Here is an 18,093-nt window from a genome sequence, read left to right as displayed (position 1 = left end):
CCCACTGCGGGTTGCCGCCGCGTCGTAGGCCATCATGCCCGCCGGCACCAGACCAGGGAGCGGTTGTTGGCGGGCATGGCATGGTCGCCTGCCAGTTCCATGCCGGCGCCCGTCGCCAGGGCATCCAGATCCTCGAAGTCCTTGATCCCCATGGCGGGGTCCCGCGCCTTCAGCCATTGATCGAAACGGGCATTGCTGTCGCTGGTGTATTGCCCGCCGTAGTTGAACGGGCCGTAGAGCACGAAGGTACCGCCGCCTTCCAGCAACCGGCCCACACCGGCGAACATGATGGCGACGGTCGCCTCATCCATGATATGGGCGGTGTTGGCGCTGAACACCCCGTCAACCCCGGCCACGGGCCATGGCGAGCCATGGACGTCCAGTTCCACGGGAACCGCCACGTTGGCCAGTCGGGCCTCCGTCACCCACAGGTGGATACCCTCCAGATTCTCGGCCCGGTCCGAGGGCAGCCACTGGAGATGAGGCAGCGCGGCCGGGAAAAAGGCGGCGTGCTGTCCCGTGCCACTGCCGATCTCCAGCACCCGACGGCGCTCGCGAAAGGCCTCCCGCAACACCTCCAGGATGGGTCCCTTGTTCTGCTCGCAGGCCTCGGAGAAGGGTTTCACGGCCCATCACCCCCGCCGAGCCAGGACCGCCGTGCCAATGCCCCCGCCTCGTCATTCTCATCCACCGTCAGATAGACGGTATCGGCGGGAGCCGCCTGCAGCACCGCGGTGAAGGCCATGAGTTCATCGTTCCTGAACAGGTGGACGGTCACCTCCGCCCCGGGGGCATGATCGCCGACCTCGGTCTCCAGGGTGTCGGCGCTCACCCGCAGACCATCCACCGCCATGATGATATCGCCGGCGGCCACCCCGGCCCGCTGCGCCGCCTGGCCGGCAACGACGTGGCTGACCCTGGTCCCCAGGGGATCCGCCACTACCCGCACCCCCAGGGTCGCCCGCAACGGCGCCGCCTCGTCCCCCACGGTGCCGCCACGGTCGGCCTGGGAGGCGGCGGGACGGGTGTGGAAGGCGATGCCCATGGGGGCCAGCAGCTCGGCCAGGGGCGGATCCTCGGTGCCGTAGACATAGCGCGCGAAAAAGTCCCCCAGGTCTTTGCCCGCCACCTCGGCGGTCAGGGACTCCAGGGCGTCCTCCGCCACCCCCAAGCCGGGCCGGCCGTGGCGCTGCCAGAGCAAGGCCATGACGTCATCGAGGCTGCGGGCACCACCGCTGTCCCGACGCAGCCGCAGGTCCAGGGCCAGGGCCAGCAGGGCCCCCTTGGTGTAGTAGCTGACGATGGCATTGGGGGCGTTCTCGTCCTGCTTGTAGAAGCGGGTCCAGGCATCGAAGCTGGACTCGGCGACGCTCTGCATAAAGCGCCCCTGCCCCCGCCACACCCGGGTGGCGGTACGTCCCAGCACTTCCAGATAACGGGCCTCGTCGACGAGGCCGCAGCGCGCCAGGGCGAGGTCGTCATAGTAAGAGGTGAAGCCCTCGAACACCCACAGCAGCCGGGTATGGACCTCGCGACTGAGGTCCAGGGGGTTGAAGGCCGCCGGCCGGATACGCTTGACGTTCCACGTATGGAAATACTCGTGGCTCGCCAGGCCGAGAAACTCCAGGTAATCGTCGTTGACCTCCACCGCACCGGGGGCGGGCAGGCTCTGCCGCCGGCACAGCAGGCTGCTGGAATTGCGGTGCTCGAGGCCACCATAGCCCTCCCCCACCACGGTGATGAGAAACAGGTAGTCCGCAATGGGGGGCGGCGCACCGAAGAAGTCCATGTGGTGCTCGCAGATGGTCCGCAGGTCCCGCCGCAGGCGCGCCTCGTCCAGGCGGTGGCGGCCTGTGATGGCCACGCGATGGGGCACGCCCCGGGCCTCGAAGCGCAGCAGCCGGAACTCCCCCATCTCCACCGGACAATCCACCAGCTCCTCGTAGTCCGCGGCGGCGAAGCGCCCGAAGCACTCCCGTTCGCCCTCGCGGCGCGGCAGGCCGGTGGCCACCCGCCAGCGATCACAGGCCGGATGGTCACCGGCCTCGATATCCACGGTGCAGGCCGAGGCCTCCCGGCCCGCCACCGCCATGAAGACGCTGGTACCGTTGAAATAGCCGTGGGTGGTATCGAGATGGGCGGCCCGCACCGTCAACTCCCAGGCATAGATCCGGTAGCGCACCGTCAGCTCGCCCGCCACCGCATCGCATTGCCAGGTCTGTTTGTCCAGCTTCTTCACACCGACAGGACCCGCGGCGGAGGCGGCGGTGAAACTCAAAACGTTGCGGGCGAAATCCCGGATCATGTAGCTGCCCGGGATCCAGGCCGGGAGCGAGAACACCTGGCCCGCGGCCGCCGGCTCCGCTACCCGGCATTCCACCTCGAAGACATGGGCGGCCGGATCGCCGGGGTGGATACGGTAATGAATGGGAGCGGGTGAATCGGTCATGGAAGACACCGGTGGCAGGATCGAACGGCCCGGGCGAGACGGGCCATGGAGGGGGTGGCCGGCACCCCGGGTCATCATCCCTCATGGGGCCGGGCCGCCCCCGGGAGAATGCGACGCCGATGCGTCCCGCATCAAATCCTCGACATCCGACCCGCGCGGATGAGACGCGCATATTTTAAATGGTGCGGTCCACCCGTGGCCCCCACGACATGCACCGCCCTCTTCAACATCGCTCCGAGGGCCGGAAAGAAGGCTCAGACGCCGTCGCGAATGAGGTCCAGCATCTTCAGGGCGTGGCCCTTGGGCGAGACGCCATATTCCGCGTATTTAATGATGCCGTCGCGGTCGATGATGAAGGTGGAGCGCACCACGCCCAGCTTGCGCACGCCGTCCTTCTCCTTCTCCTGAATGACGTCATAGGCACTGCACACCTCCCCGTCCACATCGGCAAGCAAGGGGATCTTGAGGCCGTACTTGTCGCGGAAGGCCTGGTGGCTGAAGCAGTCGTCACGACTGATGCCCACCACCCTCGCCCCCGCCACCTCGAAGTCGTCTACGAGGTCCGTGAAATCGTTCGCCTGGATGGTGCAACCGGGGGTATCGTCCTTGGGATAGAAGTACAGCACCAGGTCGCCATCCAGGAAATCCTTCAGGCTCTGGAATTCCATATCCGTATCTGGCAGGGAAATATCAGGCGCTTCATCACCTACTTTAAGCATGTTTTCTCCCTCGGATACCCGCAAGAAGCCCCGGGGCGACGTAGTGCAGTACGTCCTCCGGCGGGCCATGGGTCGTGGCGATCCGACGTCACACGTGATGACCGTATGGACCGAACGGGCGGTAATGATGGTTTCAAACATACGCGGAAGCAAGCGCGACATGGCCGCCCCCGGACGGCGGCCGCGAAGGTCGCGCCGGGGCCGTCCTGCCCCCGGCTGTGGTACGCGGCTCCCGGATTCGCCACAATGCCCCAGCCCCGCGGCGCGCGGGTGCTCCGCTCCGGCCTATACGGGAAACGCCGCCCGTTCCGGCGATTCCGCAGACATACACGACGCTATGGGAGTCTGACCAGGCAGTGCATTCACGACCACACCATGACGGGGTCGGTCCATGAGCGCGAACGGCCTGTGTGCGGCCGGCCATCCGGAGACCGCGGAGGCGGCATGCGCCATCCTGCGTGCCGGCGGCAACGCCTTTGACGCGGTAGTGGCCGCCAACCTCGCCGCCACCGTGGCGGAGCCGGTGCTGTGCTCCCTGGGCGGCGGAGGCTTCATGGTGGCCCGGGTGGCGCGGGACGGATCCAACCGCTGCTACGATTTCTTCACCCAGACGCCGCGCCGCGCGCCGTCCGACGCCATCGACTTCCACCCCGTCACCGTGGACTTCGGCTCCACCACCCAGGACTTCCACATCGGCCTCGGCGCGGCGGCCACCCCCGGCATGGTGAAGGGGCTGTTTCATATCCACCGGGAACTCGGCCGTCTGCCCATGGGCGAGGTGGTGGCACCCGCGGTGGCCCTCGCCCGCGACGGCGTGAGGATGAACGCCCTCCAGGCCTACATCCATCAGGTGGTGTCCCCCATCTACCTGGCCTCACCCGAGGCGGCCCGCCTGTTCGCGAGCCCGGGCCAACCGGGGCGACTGGCTGTGGAAGGCGAGGTGCTGCGCTTTCCGGAACTGGCCGACACCCTCGAGACCCTCGCCATCGAGCAGGAGGACCTCTTCTATCGCGGCGAGATCGGTCAGGCCATCGCCGCGGCCTGTGCCACCGGGGGCGGCTGTCTCACCCTCGAGGATCTGGCAGCCTATCGCGTCGCGGAACGCCGGCCCCTGTTCTTTCGGCTCGATGGTGCGCGCGTGTTCATCAATCCGCCGCCCTCCTGCGGTGGCATGCTCATCGCCTTCGCCGCCGATCTGCTGGCCCAGATCCCATCCGCCGGGGGGCCCGACGACGGTACCGAGCTGACGGCTCTGGCGACGGCCATGGCCCTCACCAACAAGGCTCGCATGGATGCCCTGGCGGCGGGCCGCAGCGGCCCCGATGCGCGGGATTACCTATTCGACAGTCGGCGGCTGGCGCGTTACCGCGCGGAGATCCTCGGGCGCGGCCATGCCCCCAGGGGCACCACCCACATCAGTGTGGCCGATGCCGCAGGCAATATCGCCAGCATGACGGTATCCAACGGCGAGGGTTGCGGCTACGTGGTGCCCGGCACCGGCATCATGCTGAACAACATGCTGGGCGAAGAGGACCTCAACCCCCGCGGCTTTCATCGCTGGCAGCCGGACGAGCGCCTGTCATCGATGATGGCGCCGGCCCTGGTATATGAGCGCGACGGTTCCATCCACGCCCTCGGCTCCGGCGGCTCCAACCGCATCCGCAGTGCCATGCTGCAGGTGATGCTCAATATCGTGCGCCATCGTCTGCCCCTCGCCCCCGCCATCGAGCGACCGCGCATCCATTACGAGAACGGCGTCCTCAACGTCGAGGACGGCTTCCCCGAAGCGGCCATCGCGGCCCTCGGCGAGGCCTTCGACGACGTGCGGGTATGGCCGACCCGGAACCTGTACTTCGGCGGCGCCCACGGGGTCAGCTTTCATGGCGCCGATGGGCGCATGTCCGGGGCCGGCGATCCCCGTCGCGGCGGCGTATGTCTGCCGGCCTGAGGGCCCGCTGAAGGCCTGCCGGGCGACGACCAACCCGCGTTTTTATGCCCCGACCCGGAAGGGGCTGCAGGCCAACAACGTCACGGCGCTCTAACCAAGGAACCCCCCAGGTGAGTACCCGTCGTCTGCCGGCGGCCGGGGCCGGCTTTGATGCCGTCTTGTCGCCCCGCATCAGGACCCCTTGCCCCCGAAGGGGCGCGCCAGGGGTTCGCCGATGAATATCCCCTGCCCCGGCCAGGCCACACTCTTCCAGTAGGCTTCGATGAGGGTGTCGCCGTCCAGGTAGCGGTCCATGGCCACCAGGGGTGAGGGGAACTTCTGGGGAAAGTTACAGGGCTCCACCACGGTGCCGTAGCTGGCGGTGGCGCCGGCCCGGATCCACGCCAGGGCGGACATCTGGCTCCCGCCTTCCAACCGTCCCCCGGCGGAGGTGAGATGATCCGCCAGGGCGCCGGGCAGGAAGCGGTTGCTGTCGATGTCCCGCACCCATTTGCTGCCGGTGAAATAGAACAGCACGTCGTCCCGGTCGCGGATGGCGTCCTGCTCCAGCACCCGCACCTGCAGCAGGTCCGCGAAGAGTTCCACCACCCGTGCGTATTCCGCGGCCCGCACGTTGCGGCGCTCATCCGAGGTGCTCAGCAGGTAGGCCCCGCCGAAGGGAAAGGTGGCATCGGCGGCGATGCCCCGCTCCACCAGGTCCCGGGCGAGATGGAAATCCTCTGCCGGCAACAGCATGGCAGGGCGCCAGCCGAAATCGTCGTAGGGCCGGTGGCTGCGGCTGTTGTAGAGGGGGCTCTCACGGGTGGGCTCGCAACCCCGGGCACAGAAGGCCGGGTCGTAACCCGCCGCCACCGCCGTGGTGATGGACATGCACCCCACCCGGGTGACGTTGCTCCAGGCCAGGGCATAGGCCTGCACCGCCGGTGGCGTGAGCTCGTCCAGGCGCGCCTTGATAGCGGCGAACGCCCGCGGCCTCAGCACGGGGTCGCCGGGGTCGAAACTTACACGAATGAAGTTTTCCGCCGGTAACCCGCGACGGCGCTGGAAGTAGCGACCCGCACGCACGCTGGCCGCGTCCCTGACGTTGACCACCACGGCGATCTCCCCGGGCCCCAAGGCCTCCCTTGCCATGGCCGGGGACGCCAAGTCCATCGTGCAGGCGGCCATCACGCAGGCCAGCCACCCACCCAGCCGGCAGAACCATTTACCCGGACCCCGGTCGGTTATAATCTGCGCGCACATATAAACTCTCATGGCGATACGCGCCGCCCGAGATGATGAAAGAGGAGCGCGTATCGCCATGTTCGTTCCCTCACCCCATCCCTCTCCCAGAGGGAGAGGGGGAGTTCGTGCTTCGCGACTTTCACGTTAAAGTGCCGATATTGTAAGGAGTGGATACTATGCCAGAGAGAGAGATCCATTTGACCGTGAGCGGCATGAAGTGCGGAGGCTGTGAGGCAGCGGCTCGCCAGGCCGCCCTGGAGGTGCCTGGGGTCACCGACGCCCACTTTAACCACGCGGGGAGCAGCGGCGTGGTGACGGGGGATGCCGACGCCCAGGCGGTGGCCGCGGCCGTGAGTGCCGCGGGCTATCCCGCCGCCGTAGCGGGCTCATGACGGATACCCCCGGCGAATACAACCTGTCCATCTCCGGCATGGCCTGCGCGGGCTGCGTGGGCGCCGTAGAACAGGCCCTGGCTGGCGTCGACGGCGTGCGCAGCGCCACCGTCAACTTCGCCGAACACACCGCCCGGGTGGAGGGGGACGTGGAGCCCCTGGCCCTGGTGAAGGCCGTCAAGGATGCCGGCTACGACGCCGCGGAGATGGTGAGCATCGAGGACGACCTGGAGAAGGAGCGCCGGGAGAAGGCCCATCAGGAGACCCTGCTCATCCAGGCCGCGGTGGCCGGCGCCTGGGGCGCCCAACTCATGATCTCCGGCATGGCGGGGCTGCTGCCCGCCGTCACGGGCGACCCCGGCAATCGCGCCTTCTGGGTCCTGGTGGGCCTGATCACCGCCGCCGCCATGTATTACGGCGGACGCCACTACTATATTGGTGCGTGGAAGGCCTTCCGCCATCACAACGCCAACATGGACACCCTCATCGCCCTGGGCACCGGCACCGCCTGGGTCTACTCCATGCTGGTGGCCATCTGGCCCGACACCGTCCCTTCCCTGGCGCGCCATGCCTACTTCGAGGCGGCGGTGTTCATCCTCGCCTTCATCAACTTCGGCACCGCCATGGACGCCCGCAGCCGCATGCGCACCTCCTCGGCCATCCGCCGTCTCCTCGACCTGCAGCCCAAGAAGGCGCGGGTCATCCGCGACGGCCGAGAACTGGACGTAGCGGTGGAGCAGGTGGGCCTGGGCGAGACCCTGCGCATCCGCCCCGGCGAGCGCATCCCGGTGGACGGCGAGTTGCTGGAGGGCCAGTCGGACGTGGACGAGTCCATGCTCACCGGCGAGCCCATGCCCGTGGGACGCCGCCCCGGCGACGAGGTGGTGGGGGGCACGGTGAACGGCCGCGGCAGCTTCCTCATGAAGGCCACCCGCATCGGTCGCGACATGGTGCTGGCCCAGATCGTCAACGAGGTGCGCCGCGCCCAGTCCGCCAAGCCCGCCATCGGCCGCCTGGCCGACCGCGTGTCCGCCATCTTCGTGCCGGCGGTGCTCATGTTCGCCGTGTTCACCGCCTTGATATGGTTCAACTTCGGGCCCGAGCCCGTCACCGGCTACATGGTGGTCACCGCCATGACCGTGCTCGTGATCGCCTGTCCATGCGCCCTGGGGCTGGCCACCCCCATCTCGGTGATGATCGGCACCGGCCTGGCGGCCGCCCACGGCATCCTCATCCGCACCGGCGATGCCCTCCAGGCGGCGGGGGAACTGACCACCATCGTGCTGGACAAGACGGGCACCGTCACCGAGGGCAGGCCCGCCGTGACCGCCGTGCTCCCCGCCCGCAGACACGCCGAGGAAGAGGTGATGACCCTGGCCGCCGGCCTCGAGATCGGCTCCGAGCACCCCCTCGGTAGCGCCATCGTCAAGGCCGCCGCCGAGGGCGGCATCCAGCCGGCGGTGGTGGTGGACTTCGAGTCCCTCACCGGGCGCGGCGTGCGGGGGCGGGTCGACGGCGACGACGTCCTCGCCGGCAGTCAACGGCTCATGGAGGAGCAAGGCATAGCCACGAAGGGGGTGAACACCACCGCCCTCGTGGGCGCCAGCATCGTCTATGTCGCCAGGAAGGGCCGGCTGGTGGGCGCGGTGGCGGTATCCGACCCCCCCAAGGCCGACGCGGCGGCGGCGGTGGCACGCCTCAAGGCCGCCGGGCTCCATGTCATCATGGCCACCGGTGATGCCCGAGGCACGGCCGAGGCCATCGCCGCCGAACTCGGCATCGAAGAGGTCCACGCCGGGCTGCTGCCTGCCGACAAGACCGAACTCATCCGCGAACTCCAGGCCCGGGGCCAGAAGGTGGGCATGGTGGGTGACGGCATCAACGACGCCCCGGCCCTGGCCCTGGCGGACGTGGGCATGGCCATCGGCACCGGCACCGACGTGGCGGTGGAGAGCGCCGACGTGGCCCTCATGGGCGGCTCCCTGATGGCGGTGGCGGACACCGTGGAGGTGTCCCGGGCCACGGTACGCAACATCCGCCAGAACCTGTTTGGAGCCTTCGCCTACAACACCGTGAGCATCCCGGTGGCGGCGGGGCTGCTGTTCCCCGCCTTCGGGCTGCTGCTCAACCCCATGGTGGCGGGGGCGGCCATGGCCGCCTCGTCGGTCACCGTGGTCAGCAACGCCAGCCGCCTGCTTCGATTCAAGACGGAGACCCTGCGATGACGGAGTTCCTGATCAACCTCGCCGGCGTGGGCCTCATGTATCTCATCGCCTGGTGGTTCTGGCTGAGCCCCAAGGGCTGAAGCCCCGGTCGACCATGAGCGAGCAGACCACGACCCCTTCGAAATCCATGATGCCCTGGGTGCTGGTGGCCCTGGTGCTGCTGCTGGCCGCCTTCGCCAACCGCCACGTGGTAACGGACCAGGACCCGCGCATCGCGCCGGAGGAGCTGATGGAAACCATGGTCGGCGATGACCCGCCCTTGCTGCTCGACATCCGCACACCGCAGGAATACGTGGCCGGCCACATCCCCGGAGCGCGGCTGGTGGAAGGGCGCCGCATCGGGCAGCTGTCCGAGACCCTGGCGGATCCCGGGCGCCCCATCGTCCTCTATTGCGAGACCGGCAGCCGCTCCCGCGCCGCCCGCGCCACCCTGCGGGACCTCGGCTTCACCAACCTCACCCAGCTGGAGGGCGACATGCGCACCTGGCGCCGCCTCGACCTGCCCGTGCAACGCGGCCGCGCGCCGGGGGCGAACCCGGGATGAAGTGCCCGGGATAGGAGGACAGCGTCGCGGCCAACCGCTCCGGCACCGCCCCATCGAAACGCACGCACCGCACGCCGTCCCGCTCGGAGACCAGTTCGGCCTCGAAACCCTCCAAGTTGTCCTTCAGGCGCTGGACCACACGCCGGCGCACCAGCCGGTGCTCGCGGCGCACGATGTAGCCGAGGAAGTCGAGGAAGTCGATGCCATTGCCCACCGGCGCCAGGCGCTCGCGGGGATCGAGCGCCGGACCCAATTCACTTTGAGATATGCGGCGATGCGCTCGCGCCAGATCGTAGGTTGGGGTGAGCTTGCGAACCCCAACGGGTATTCGCCATCTTCATGGTCATGTTGGGGTTCGTTCCTCATCCCAACCTACGATCTGTCAAATTTTCCGACAAATCGCCCTGCGGGCGATGCAGGGGGAGGTCTCCCCCTGGCACCCCCTCGCGCCCCCTCCCCGACCCTCCTCCGCAAGCGAGCGCAGCGAGTAATCCAGGACCGCCGCACCCGCGCAAGCCAGAGGCACCACCCCTGGCCGTAGCGCCCACCGCCCTGGATGCCGGGTTAAGCCCGGCAGGACTTGGAGCCCGCGGGTAATACCAGCCCGGCCCGGGGTGTGCGCGGCGGGCTTGGATGTCGGGATAAATCCCGACCTACAGGCTGACCCCTGGCGCCAGAGAGAGGCGTAGGTCGGCTGCTCTTGGCAGCCGACGAAATTCGGCAGTTTGCGGGCGCGGATGTCGGTTGCCGAGAGTAATCCACGGGATCACGTCTTGCCTTTTGCCCTACCCTATTTCGATAAGAGACCGTCTGGCTGAAAAAAGCAAAAAGGAAGACCTGACCCTGCCTCCCGGTAGCGGGCCACTGTCAAATTTTCCGACAAATCGCCCTGCGGGCGATGCAGGGGGAGGCCTCCCCCTGCCCCCCTCACGCCTTCCCCGCAGGCGGGGGAGGGGAAAAGGGCCAAAGGGCCAAAGGGCCAAAGGGCCCGAATCACCGAATCACCGAAGCGCCGAATGCCGCCGCGCCCGCCGGCCCAGCCCCAGCAGCACCATCACGCCCGAGCACAGCAACCACGCCGCAGCCGGCACCGGCACGACCTGCGCGGCGACATCGCCGGAGCGAACAGCCCACGCGAACCGCTCGTTGATCTTAGTGCTAGTGCCCTGGCCTCCGTTGTCGAAGCTGAAGATCCACGCGCTCGAGATACGCTCCAACCTGGACCAGTAGACGCCGGACTGAAGATTGTCGAACAGGCCGGTGTCGGCGAGGCCCGAGCCGGTTTGTGTGATGCATGAACCCGGGTCAGCGTCGTTCGGGGTACACAACCCCAGGTTCCCCAGGTTCACATAGAACATGTGCCCCATCTCCGAGACCGGGTTGCCGGCCCCGTCGCGCCAGCCACCGTCCGTGCCGTCGGTAGTGGTCTTCGCCCAGCCCCAGTCCGTGGTGGCGTTGTTGCTGAGGCTCGTGCTGAAGTTGGGGGGGGCGATGGGACCAAGGGTGGGCAGCCGCCAGTCGTCGAAGCCGCCGAAAACCAGATTGTCCGCCCAAACCACCGCGTTCGCCCAGATCATGAGGCCATCGGCATCAAACCCGGAAGTCTACGCGTAGTTCGCATCCTGCAGCCAGGTGATGTCGAGCACGTCGTCGTAGATGAGACCGCGACCCCGGTCAAACAGCGTCGCACTTGCCGCCCCCGACAGCATCAGCATTGCCGCCATACCCCATCCCTTTACTATCCGCTCAATAACCATGTTCTCCCCCTCCTTCTCCATTACCGGTCCAATCCCAGATATCACGCCGCCGGCTCGTCCCAAAGTCCGGCCCGCGGCACCCGCGGGGGTTAAGGCACATCCCATGCCACCACCCACAGAAACGCCACAGGAATGCGCAGGATTATTTTTTAGAACAAATACTTATCCGGGACTCATGACTCATCGGTCCTTGCAAGGCAAGGCAAGGCAAGGCAAGGCAAGGCAAGGCAAAGCAAAGTGTAAAATTTTTCGACAGGCTGGCCACAGACTTCATTCGCATCAAAGTGGCCCCCATCGTCAATCGGCTGGAAAAGAATTGCTGCTCCTTTGGCGAGAGGAAATTATTTTCGCAACGCCCACGAATTCTGCTGACGAGGCTTTTCTTTTTTTCCTTTTCTTCCTCCTGCCCTGCGCCGCCAGATGGGCAGCGAACACGGGGTAATGTTGCTCGACGAGCTGGTAGAGAAGGGCCTGCTCGGGACGATGGCGCTGGTAACGACCAGCCGACCGGTCCCTCTCGGCCTTGCATGCCGCGGCGGTGGGAGACATGATCCCCGCCCTTGAAGTACTGTATTTCCATACAGTCTATCGCCTTGATCGCGGATCTTGAAGCTGGCAACTCCGAAGAGCATCCCGGGGGCAGCGAAACGAGCCGGGGCGAACCCGCGCCGGCCGGGCCTACTGGAAGAGCGCGTTCAGCGTCGGCTGATCCGGCAGCCCGGTGAGCGGCAATTTCCGATCACGCTGAAAGGCGACGAGCGCATCCGCGAACTCCGGCCCGAACTCCGCGACTGTCTCGGGCACATCATATCCGGCCTCCACGAGGGCTTCCCGAACCCGTTCCAGCGTCTCTCGGTAAACGAACACGGCCCTTTGCTCCACCCGAGGCGACACCAGCTCGCTCGACCGGCTGAGACGCTCCGGTTTCAGAGCGGTAAGAAGCCGACCGACGGCGTTCACGTAGCGCTTCTTCGGATTCGCCTCGCAGTACTTCACAAGCTTCGCCAGGAGAAGCTCCGAAGTCTGCCAGGGCGTCACGTCGAACGTGTCTTCCTCGTACACGTTCGCCCCCGTGAAGAAGCCGTTGGTCCAACTGCCGAACGCCTGCAGCAGCACGGCGTCCTCCGACTTCACGGCTTTGATGAAGTCCTCGCACTGGCGACTTCCTACGCCGTCCACGGCAAAACGTCCTTCCGGGTCCGCAGCGTGTGTCTCGACCGGCGGAAAGGCCAGCAGCGCCACCGCCACGCAAAGGCATATCACCATCCAAAAAGGCCGCCGGGTTTCCCCGGCGGCGGCCAAAACAGATCTCAGCATCGTTTGCTCTGAAGGTCAGGCAAGGGAAGTCACCGGTCTGCGTCCCAGGGTGCGCCACACAGCCAGCCCCAGCCCGATCAGCCACAGCGACCCAGGCGCCGGCACGGCATTCGAATCGGTGTCGGTCACGATGGGCGTCTGGGTGATGGTCAGAGTGCCGACAGTGGGGTCGGCGTTCTGGTAGGAGACGCCCGTAACGAAAGCAAGCGGATCCGTCGGGTCGAGTTCGAGGAGCGGATCGATGCCGGTGATCCGGAATTCGGTGATTCCGGGAGCAAACGCGTAGAAGTCACCGGGAGCCAGGGCGATCTCCGTCGCGCCGAACTCGAGGAGGTATCCATCAGGGTCGTTGACTGCAGCCAAGGTTGGGGCAGTGACGCTCCCGAACTCGGCTCCGGTAATCGTATAGGTGTAGCCGGTTGCAATCTCGGGATCGATGAAGAAGGTCTCGAACGGATCAACATCGTCCGTCGAGACATTAAAGTTGAAGCCACCGTCGGGCCCGATCTCGTCGGGAAGCAGGGGCAGAGATGCGATGGAGCCGGGCGGCGGCGGCACCGCGTTCCCGAACAGGGTGTTCGTGGTGTAGACGACCGTCTGGCCCTCGAGGATCCGCAGATCGTTCTGCTGGGCCATCGTGACGTCATAGGTGCCGTCCGTGAATCCGTCGCCGTCGCCGTCGTCGAAGATCGTGTTGTCGAGATCCAGGCCGGACTGAATCTTCGAGCGAAGGCCGGAGAACTGGTTGATCTCGTAGCGGGGCGCATCGACGGGCTCCGTCATGCCCGTCACGGTTCGGCTGATGCCGAGAAAGGTGGTCGCGGTGCTGCCGTCGCTGGTGGAGTCGGTCTCAAACAGAATCTCCGAGCCTCCTACCTGGATGCGACCGCCGGCATCAGAAATCGAACCGTCGAACAAGAGGTCCCCGTCCAGGTAGCGCACCACGTCGAAGGAGGTCGTGACCCCCGTGTTCTGGATCCTGAACTCCTGGCGTAGCACCGTCCCCACCCGCTCCGGGCCATCGAACGAGTCCTGCAGGGACTGGGTCAGCGTGATGTTGAGGGCATTCCAGCCGAAGTTCGTGACCAGCTCCGTGTCCGATGCCGAGACGATGGTCGCGCTGCGTGTGGCCACGTCCGAGGTGCGAGCCCGTCCGCCGCCGAAGTCAGGAACGTAGACGAAGCTGTCAAATGTAGTATCAGCCCGTTCGATTCCGCCGACCGGATTGAACAACGCTGAACGAAACGACCCGTATGTATCCGTGTCGATCTCGACGGCCCCATCAGCGGTGCCGTTTGTCAGAATAATGGCATGCGCGCCGCCCGAGAGCAGAAGCGCGAGCGCCAGACTGGAAGTGATCGTTCTAATAAGGCAATGCATGAGCTGATTTCTCCTTTTCAACGTGGCTCCACGTGACTCCAGCGGTGAACAGCCGGTTCGGCAGAACAAAATGCAGGATTCGCGCCAATTAAAAACATATATAGTAGAATCATAAAGCTATAGGCTGATCGCCGCGAGTCGTCGCGACACCATCGGTTGATGTGTAAAGAATGCCGACACCCATGCACGCGGCGACCCTCTGGCGTTCGCCCCGCCATGGGAACATTGGGTCCCGGGCGCTGCCGGCCGTCCCGGCTGCTTCGTTCTGGAGGGAACGTGGCGGAGGGGGCGCAATCTGCTTCGGGACGCAAGCTCCCCGCCCGCTGCGAACCCCGGGGGCGGAGTGGGGTCTGTGCTCCGAGAAGCCCTACCAACCAGAGAAGCTTTCATGCCGAAGCCACGCGTCGCCGCCCGCGGGCCCGTCCAGGTGACCCTGGAGGAGGGCCGCCGCTACTCGTGGTGCGCCTGCGGACGCTCGTCGAGCCAGCCCTTCTGCGACGGCACCCACGCGACCCTCGGCGAGGAGGACGCGGCGTGCGGGGGCAGGTCGACGGCGACGATGTCCTCGCCGGCAGCCAGCGACTCATGGAGGAGCAAGGCATAGCCACGAAGGGGGTGAACACCACCGCCCTCGTGGGCGCCAGCATCGTCTATGTCGCCAGGAAGGGCCGGCTGGTGGGCGCGGTGGCGGTATCCGACCCCCCCAAGGCCGACGCGGCGGCGGCGGTGGCACGCCTCAAGGCCGCCGGGCTCCATGTCATCATGGCCACCGGTGATGCCCGAGGCACGGCCGAGGCCATCGCCGCCGAACTCGGCATCGAAGAGGTCCACGCCGGGCTGCTGCCTGCCGACAAGACCGAACTCATCCGCGAACTCCAGGCCCGGGGCCAGAAGGTGGGCATGGTGGGTGACGGCATCAACGACGCCCCGGCCCTGGCCCTGGCGGACGTGGGCATGGCCATCGGCACCGGCACCGACGTGGCGGTGGAGAGCGCCGACGTGGCCCTCATGGGCGGCTCCCTGATGGCGGTGGCGGACACCGTGGAGGTGTCCCGGGCCACGGTACGCAACATCCGCCAGAACCTGTTTGGAGCCTTCGCCTACAACACCGTGAGCATCCCGGTGGCGGCGGGGCTGCTGTTCCCCGCCTTCGGGCTGCTGCTCAACCCCATGGTGGCGGGGGCGGCCATGGCCGCCTCGTCGGTCACCGTGGTCAGCAACGCCAGCCGCCTGCTTCGATTCAAGACGGAGACCCTGCGATGACGGACTTCCTCGTCAATCTCGTGGGCGTGGGACTCATGTATCTCATCGTCTGGTGGTTCTGGCTGAGCCCCAAGGGCTGAAGCCCCGGTCGACCATGAGCGAGCAGACCACGACCCCTTCGAAGTCCATGATGCCCTGGATGCTGGTGGCCCTGGTGCTGCTGCTGGCCGCCTTCGCCAACCGCCACGTGGTGACGGACCAGGACCCGCGCATCGCGCCGGAGGAGCTGATGGAAACCATGGCCGGCCATGACCCACCCTTGCTGCTCGACATCCGCACACCGCAGGAATACCTGGCCGGCCACATCCCCGGAGCGCGGCTGGTGGAAGGGCGCCGCATCGGGCAGCTGTCCGAGACCCTGGCGGATCCCGGGCGCCCCATCGTCCTCTATTGCGAGACCGGCAGCCGCTCCCGCGCCGCCCGCGCCACCCTGAGGGACCTCGGCTTCACCAACCTCACCCAGCTGGAGGGCGACATGCGCACCTGGCGCCGCCTCGACCTGCCCGTGCAACGCGGCCGCGCGCCGGGGGCAAACCCAGAATGAGGTGGCCGAGATAGGAGGACAGCGTCGCTCCAAGCCGCTCGAGCACCGCCCCATCGAAACGCACGGGAATGCGCAGCGGGCTGTCGGGCTGAAGCCCGACCTACAGCCCGACCTACAAATATCCCCCAGCGCCCGTTCCAGCGGCACGAATGTAGGTCGGGATTTATCCCGACAATCAAACAGGTTCCTTGGCGTTCTTGGCGTTCTTGGCGAGAGGAAATTCTCCTCTTCTACACCCACGGATTCTACTCACGAGCCAAAATTGCTTGTTTCTTTCGCGTTATTTCGCGTCTTTCGCGGTTAAGCTCTTTTCTTTTAAAAAGAAACTACGGCCTCAGGCCGTCTGTACCGGGATGCCGGCGATGCGGTTCTTCCAGGCGGCGGGGCCGCTCTGGTGCACCGACTCGCCGCGGCTGTCCACCGCCACGGTGACGGGCATGTCCGAGACCGTGAACTCGTAGATGGCCTCCATGCCCAGTTCGGGAAAGGCCAGCACCCGGGCCTCGCGGACGGCCCTGGACACCAGGTAGGCGGCCCCACCCACCGCCATCAGGTACACCGCGCCGTGGGCCGCGATGGAGGCCACGGCCCCGGGCCCGCGCTCGGCCTTGCCCACCATGCCCAGCAGGCCGAGTTCCCCCAGCATCATGTCCGTATAGCGATCCATGCGGGTGGCCGTGGTGGGCCCCGCCGGCCCCACCACCTCGTCGCCCACCGGGTCCACGGGCCCCACGTAGTAGATGAAGCGGCCCCGGAAATCGACGCCCTCGGGCAACCCCTCCCCCGCCGCCAGAAGCCCCTCGATGCGCCGGTGGGCGGCGTCCCGCCCCGTCAGCAGGCGGCCATTGAGCAGGATGCGATCACCGGGCCGCCAGGTGGCCACCTCGGCGGGAGTGACGGCATCCAGGTCCACCCGGCGGGCATCGGCCCCTGCCGACCAGGTCACCGCCGGCCAGTCCTCGAGACGCGGCGGTTCCAGGCGCGCCGGCCCCGAGCCATCCAGCACGAAATGGGCATGACGGGTGGCCGCGCAGTTGGGGATGAGGGCCACGGGCAGGGACGCCGCGTGGGTGGCGTGGGTGCGGATCTTCACGTCCAGCACCGTGGTGAGGCCCCCCAGGCCCTGGGCGCCGATGCCGAGGGCATTCACCCGCTCGTAGATCTCGAGGCGCAGGGCCTCGACATCGTCCCGCGGTCCGCGGGCCTTGAGGTCCGCCAGGTCGATGGGCTCCATCAGGGCTTCCTTGGCCATCAGCATGGCCTTCTCGGCGGTGCCGCCGATGCCGATGCCGAGCATGCCGGGAGGACACCACCCGGCCCCCAGGGTCGGCACCACCTCCTCCACCCAGTCGGCGACGCTGGCCGCGGGGTTGAGGATGGTGAAGCGGGACTTGTTCTCCGAGCCACCGCCCTTGGCGGCCAGGCGCACCTCCACCCGGTCCCCCGGCACCAGCCGCATATGCACCACCGCCGGGGTGTTGTCCCCCGTATTGCGGCGCCCCCCCATGGGCGGGTCCACCACCGAGGCCCGCAACACGTTGGCGGGATCGGTGTAGGCACGGCGTACCCCCTCGTTCACCATCTCCTCGATGCCCATGGCGCCTGCCCAGCGCACCTCCATGCCCACCTCCACGAACACCACCGCGATCCCCGTGTCCTGGCACACCGGCCGGTGGCCCTCGGCACACATGCGGGAATTCACCAGGATCTGGGCCATGGCATCCTTCGCCGCCGGCGACTCCTCGCGCCCGTAGGCCTCCCCCAAGGCGTGGATGAAGTCGGGCGGGTGGTAATAGGAGATGTACTGGAAGGCATCGGCGATGCTGGTGATGAAATCGGCCGCACGGATGGTGGTCATGACCGCTTCTCTGGGTTGGGTATCAGGTATCACCCTAGGTCATGACCGTGACCGTAACAAGCCCCGCCCGCGGACCGCCTGGACCCGGGCTTCGGCATGCGCCGGAATGACAAAAGCGAACAACAACAGCGGTAACCACGAAAGACACGAAAAAAGCGAAAAGGTATGGATTACGGGTGCGGAAAGAGTGAAGGCACGATGATTCTTAGGGCGTTGGAGGGGCACCTGTGCGCTCCAACTGTCATCGCTTTTACTTTCGCGTATTTCGCGTATTTCGTGGTTAAAAAGAAAAAAGCGGCAACTACGAAAGACGCGAAAAGGTGCTGATTAAGAGTTTTTTACCACGAAACACGTGAAAGATACGAAAGAAAAAAGGCCTCGTCCGCAGAATCTGTCGGTGATTGTTTTGCTCGCGGCGAGCGCAGAGTTTATGGTGTGCATGGTCAAATGGTGGCGACGGGCCGCACCTTTGA

The 18,093-nt window shown here is 66.6% G+C and carries 17 protein-coding genes; 7 read left to right on the top strand and 10 right to left on the bottom strand.

Annotated elements, in window-relative coordinates; genetic code table 11:
• Nucleotides 1-32: 32 nt before the first annotated feature.
• The 3 genes from U5S82_13995 to U5S82_13985 form a co-directional block, all read right to left on the bottom strand.
• On the bottom strand, nt 33-626 hold the full coding sequence (locus U5S82_13995) for a DUF938 domain-containing protein (protein ID MDZ7752742.1): 594 nt from the start codon (nt 624-626) through the stop codon (nt 33-35).
• Complete coding sequence (locus tag U5S82_13990; protein MDZ7752741.1) at nt 623-2,449, bottom strand: PDZ domain-containing protein; 1,827 nt, start codon at nt 2,447-2,449, stop codon at nt 623-625. Before U5S82_13990 ends, U5S82_13995 begins: the two co-directional genes overlap by 4 nt.
• Nucleotides 2,450-2,703: 254 nt before the next feature.
• Nucleotides 2,704-3,168, bottom strand: coding sequence for a peroxiredoxin (locus U5S82_13985; GenBank protein ID MDZ7752740.1), 465 nt, complete (start codon nt 3,166-3,168; stop codon nt 2,704-2,706).
• Between the two features lie 391 nt (nt 3,169-3,559).
• Between U5S82_13985 and U5S82_13980 the strand changes: the two genes are divergently transcribed.
• Complete coding sequence (locus U5S82_13980; protein MDZ7752739.1) at nt 3,560-5,116, top strand: gamma-glutamyltransferase; 1,557 nt, start codon at nt 3,560-3,562, stop codon at nt 5,114-5,116.
• 171 nt (nt 5,117-5,287) lie between these two features.
• Here the strand turns inward: U5S82_13980 and U5S82_13975 are convergent, their stop codons facing one another.
• A complete protein-coding gene (locus U5S82_13975) occupies nt 5,288-6,247 on the bottom strand; it encodes a TIGR03790 family protein (protein ID MDZ7752738.1) in 960 nt (319 codons plus the stop codon).
• Nucleotides 6,248-6,516: 269 nt separating this feature from the next.
• Between U5S82_13975 and U5S82_13970 the strand changes: the two genes are divergently transcribed.
• The 3 genes from U5S82_13970 (at nt 6,517) to U5S82_13960 (ending at nt 9,501) form a co-directional block, all read left to right on the top strand.
• Nucleotides 6,517-6,732, top strand: coding sequence for a heavy-metal-associated domain-containing protein (locus U5S82_13970; GenBank protein MDZ7752737.1), 216 nt, complete (start codon nt 6,517-6,519; stop codon nt 6,730-6,732).
• Nucleotides 6,729-8,957: a heavy metal translocating P-type ATPase gene (locus U5S82_13965; protein MDZ7752736.1), complete on the top strand. Its 2,229-nt coding sequence runs from the start codon at nt 6,729-6,731 to the stop codon at nt 8,955-8,957. The genes U5S82_13970 and U5S82_13965 overlap by 4 nt, the downstream gene beginning before the upstream one ends.
• A gap of 94 nt (nt 8,958-9,051) precedes the next feature.
• Nucleotides 9,052-9,501 (top strand): rhodanese-like domain-containing protein, encoded by a 450-nt coding sequence (locus tag U5S82_13960; GenBank protein ID MDZ7752735.1) that lies wholly within the window; start codon nt 9,052-9,054, stop codon nt 9,499-9,501.
• Between the two features lie 1,001 nt (nt 9,502-10,502).
• Here the strand turns inward: U5S82_13960 and U5S82_13955 are convergent.
• The 5 genes from U5S82_13955 to U5S82_13935 form a co-directional block, all read right to left on the bottom strand.
• The gene (locus U5S82_13955; GenBank protein ID MDZ7752734.1) at nt 10,503-11,078 is read right to left on the bottom strand and encodes a hypothetical protein; all 576 of its coding nucleotides are present in this window, start codon (nt 11,076-11,078) and stop codon (nt 10,503-10,505) included.
• Nucleotides 11,079-11,105: 27 nt separating this feature from the next.
• The gene (locus U5S82_13950) at nt 11,106-11,258 is read right to left on the bottom strand and encodes a hypothetical protein (GenBank protein ID MDZ7752733.1); all 153 of its coding nucleotides are present in this window, start codon (nt 11,256-11,258) and stop codon (nt 11,106-11,108) included.
• Between the two features lie 142 nt (nt 11,259-11,400).
• Nucleotides 11,401-11,838 carry a hypothetical protein gene (locus U5S82_13945; protein MDZ7752732.1) on the bottom strand — a complete coding sequence of 146 codons (438 nt, stop codon included), beginning with the start codon at nt 11,836-11,838 and terminating at the stop codon, nt 11,401-11,403.
• Between the two features lie 98 nt (nt 11,839-11,936).
• Complete coding sequence (locus U5S82_13940) at nt 11,937-12,506, bottom strand: peptidoglycan-binding protein (protein MDZ7752731.1); 570 nt, start codon at nt 12,504-12,506, stop codon at nt 11,937-11,939.
• A gap of 84 nt (nt 12,507-12,590) precedes the next feature.
• Nucleotides 12,591-13,955, bottom strand: coding sequence for a hypothetical protein (locus U5S82_13935; protein ID MDZ7752730.1), 1,365 nt, complete (start codon nt 13,953-13,955; stop codon nt 12,591-12,593).
• A gap of 388 nt (nt 13,956-14,343) precedes the next feature.
• Here U5S82_13935 and U5S82_13930 point away from each other — a divergent pair, with 388 nt between their 5' ends.
• The 3 genes from U5S82_13930 (at nt 14,344) to U5S82_13920 (ending at nt 15,762) form a co-directional block, all read left to right on the top strand.
• Nucleotides 14,344-14,559, top strand: coding sequence for a CDGSH iron-sulfur domain-containing protein (locus U5S82_13930; GenBank protein ID MDZ7752729.1), 216 nt, complete (start codon nt 14,344-14,346; stop codon nt 14,557-14,559).
• Nucleotides 14,490-15,218 carry an HAD-IC family P-type ATPase gene (locus U5S82_13925; protein MDZ7752728.1) on the top strand — a complete coding sequence of 243 codons (729 nt, stop codon included), beginning with the start codon at nt 14,490-14,492 and terminating at the stop codon, nt 15,216-15,218. The genes U5S82_13930 and U5S82_13925 overlap by 70 nt, the downstream gene beginning before the upstream one ends.
• Nucleotides 15,219-15,312: 94 nt before the next feature.
• On the top strand, nt 15,313-15,762 hold the full coding sequence (locus tag U5S82_13920) for a rhodanese-like domain-containing protein (GenBank protein MDZ7752727.1): 450 nt from the start codon (nt 15,313-15,315) through the stop codon (nt 15,760-15,762).
• 334 nt (nt 15,763-16,096) lie between these two features.
• Here the strand turns inward: U5S82_13920 and U5S82_13915 are convergent, their stop codons facing one another.
• Nucleotides 16,097-17,620, bottom strand: coding sequence for a fumarate hydratase (locus tag U5S82_13915; GenBank protein MDZ7752726.1), 1,524 nt, complete (start codon nt 17,618-17,620; stop codon nt 16,097-16,099).
• Nucleotides 17,621-18,093: the final 473 nt, after the last annotated feature.

Source organism: Gammaproteobacteria bacterium (assembly GCA_034522055.1).
GTDB lineage: Bacteria > Pseudomonadota > Gammaproteobacteria > JAABTG01 > JAABTG01 > JAABTG01.
This window is presented reverse-complemented; position numbering and strand designations above follow the sequence as displayed.